General features: G+C 48.9%; 2 protein-coding genes. Both read left to right on the forward strand.

Going from position 1 to position 3,123, the window contains the following annotated elements; genetic code table 11:
- Positions 1-54: 54 nt before the first annotated feature.
- Positions 55-1,029 carry an NADPH:quinone oxidoreductase family protein gene (locus AACP44_RS08900; RefSeq protein WP_339340175.1) on the forward strand — a complete coding sequence of 325 codons (975 nt, stop codon included), beginning with the start codon at positions 55-57 and terminating at the stop codon, positions 1,027-1,029.
- A gap of 77 nt (positions 1,030-1,106) precedes the next feature.
- Positions 1,107-2,912: an acyl-CoA dehydrogenase gene (locus tag AACP44_RS08905; protein ID WP_339340176.1), complete on the forward strand. Its 1,806-nt coding sequence runs from the start codon at positions 1,107-1,109 to the stop codon at positions 2,910-2,912.
- Positions 2,913-3,123: the final 211 nt, after the last annotated feature.

The raw sequence follows: 3,123 nt of genomic DNA on the forward strand, positions 1-3,123 counted from the left end.
ATTTGATGGCAGAATAACAAAAATCTTAATTGCAGTATCAACGGAAAATAAATAATGAAAGCATTAATCTGTGAACAGTTTGCCGATTTGGATCAACTTAAAGTAGCCGAGCTACCAGACCCAATTGCTGGGCCGGGTGAAGTTTTAATCGATATAGCCGCTGCAGGGGTTAATTTCCCTGATGGCTTAATGGTGCAGGGGCTTTATCAGGTTAAGCCGCCGTTGCCGTTTATTCCCGGGACGGAAGTTTGCGGTCGCGTTGCTGAGGTAGGTGAAGGCGTTTCGCATCTGGCGGTGGGGGATCGTGTTATTGGTATGACTGGGGTCAATGGCTTTGCCGAAAAAGTTGCCGTCAATGCCAAGCTGGTTATCCCTTGTCCCGATGTGGTTCCTGATCAAGAAGCAGCTGGTCTGTTAGTTGCCCATGCCACCGCACACCACGGTTTGCGTCAGCGCGGCAATCTGCAGGCCGGCGAAACGCTATTAGTGACCGGCGCTGCTGGTGGTACTGGCTTGGCAGCCGTGCAAATTGGCAAGGCTATCGGCGCGAAGGTGATTGCCGCTTGTTCAACCCAAGAAAAACTCGATATTGCCAAGGCGAATGGCGCTGACTTGTTAATTAACTACAGCGACAAGGATTTAAAAACGGAATTAAAACAGCTGACCGGCGGCAAAGGTGTTGATGTAGTTTATGAATGCGTGGGCGGTGAAATGTTTGATGCCTGCGTGCGTAATATGGCTTGGAATGGTCGGCTGCTGGTGATTGGTTTTGCCAGCGGGTCGATTCCTTCGCTGCCAGCCAATTTGGCCTTGGTAAAGGGCTTTAGCCTAGTCGGTGTTTTTTGGGGTACCTGGGCGCAGAAAGATCCAAAGGGTTTTATGAACAATATGCTGGAGCTACTGCAGTGGTACGCTGAGGGTAAGGTCAAAGTGGTGGTTGATGAAGCCTTCCCTTTAGACAGCGCAATTGATGCCTTAAAAAAAGTGATGAGCCGTAAAGTGGCGGGTAAGGTAGTAATAACGCCTTGAAGTGATTAAGATATCGCACCCTTCGACATACTTCTTGGGTTAAAGAATTTTATAAAAGCCATCGAATTGAGGAAACAATGTCTACACAGCTATTAAATGATCGCGATATCGAATTTCTGCTCTATGAATTTTTAAATACCGAAAATCTACTGACGCGGCCACGTTATACCGAGCACTCCAGAGAAGTTTTTGATGCGGTGTTAAAAACCGCCAAAGTTATTTCCGAAGATAAATTTGCCAATCATAACCAAAAGGGTGATGCCAATGAGCCGACCTTTGATGGCCAAACGGTAACGCTGATCCCTGAAACCAAAGAAGCTTGGGATGCTTGGGCTGAGGCCGGCTTTTTAGCCGCGCATGATGATTTTGACAATGGTGGTATGCAACTGCCTGAAGTGGTTTTGCGCGCCGCTATGGCCTACGCCGGTGCTGCTAATATGGCGAGTTCCGGCTATGGTTTTTTATCAATTGGCGCGGCCAATTTGATCCGTTCTTTCGGTAGCGATGAGCAGAAAAACCGTTATTTACCCGGTATGAGGGAAGGACGGTTTTCCGGAACCATGGCGCTGACTGAACCTAATCAGGGTTCAGCGCTAAGTGATATCACCACCACCGCAGTCCCTCAAGACGACGGCAGTTACAAAATCACCGGACAGAAGATTTATATCTCCGGTGGTGACCATCAATTGACCGACAATATCATCCATATGGTGCTGGCCAAAATCAAAGGTGCACCCGCTGGCGTGAAGGGCATCAGCCTGTTTATTTGCCCTAAATATTTAGTCGATGAAGACGGTACAGTTGGCGAGCGCAACGATGTGCAGTTGGCCGGGCTGTTACATAAAATGGGTTATCGCAATACCACATCGACCATGCTGAGTTTTGGTGAAAAGGGTGGCGCCACCGCTTATCTGGTGGGTGAGCCGCATAAGGGCATGTTCCATATGTTTCAAATGATGAACGAAGCGCGTATCGGTGTTGGCGCAGGCGCTGCCGTATTGGCTTATCAGGGTTATAACTACTCGCTCAATTATGCCCGCGAACGCCCCCAAGGGCGGTTGCCATCCAACCGCGACCCCAGTTCAAAGCAGGTTAATATTATTCAGCATGCCGACGTGCGCCGTATGTTGCTGGCGCAAAAGGCCTACTCGGAAGGTGCACTGGCTATGTGCTTTTATGGCAGTGCTCTGTATGAAGACAGCAATACCGCAGAAACCGAGCAACAGCGCGAACAGGCCTTTGAGTTGTTGGAATTACTCACGCCAGTGATTAAATCCTGGCCTTCAAAATACGGGCCCGAGTCCAATAATTTGGCGATACAAGTGCTGGGTGGTTCCGGTTATATTCGCGAATATCCGGTCGAGCAGTATTACCGTGATAACCGGCTTAATCCTATCCATGAAGGTACCGAAGCCATTCATGGTCTCGATATTTTGGGGCGCAAGCTGCTGCAGAAAGGTGGTTTGGGTTACCAGCTATTTAATCAAAATATCTCTGAGGCTATAGCGGCCAGTGGCGATTTGGAATTACTGGCTGGGTTTGCCGACGATATGCAGCGCGGACAAGATACCTTAAACAAGGTAACCGAAACTTTGTTGCCCAAATTGGCTGAAGATGTTGATCTGACACTGGCTAATGCCACCATTTATCTCGATCTGTTTGGCCGCGTGGTCGCCAGTTGGGTTTGGTTAAAGCAAGCAATCGTCGCCGCCACAGCGTTAGAGCAGCAAGGATTGGCCGAACAGGAGGTTAACTTCTATCGCGGTAAAATACAGGCGGCGCGTTATTATTTGCAATGGGAGCTGCCGCAGATCGAACCGCAGGCAAAGATTCTGATGGAGCTTAATCCCATTTGTTATGACATGCAGAATGACTGGTTTTAATTCGCAGGCTTGCTGCGTTTTAAGCGTATCGGCCGATCAAGGTTTAAAGGCTATTAGCTGAGTGCAAGTGCATGGGCAATAACAAGAGGGGCCTTTGTTTTATGGCTCTCAAAAATAGCGCGGGGCCTATTGACTAAACCTCTGTCGATCCCTATAGTGCGCACCCTACGCGCTCGTAGCTCAGCTGGGCGCAGGTGGAATAAGAAAAGCA

The sequence above is a fragment of the uncultured Oceanicoccus sp. genome, from assembly GCF_963968385.1.
Lineage (GTDB): Bacteria > Pseudomonadota > Gammaproteobacteria > Pseudomonadales > Dasaniaceae > Oceanicoccus.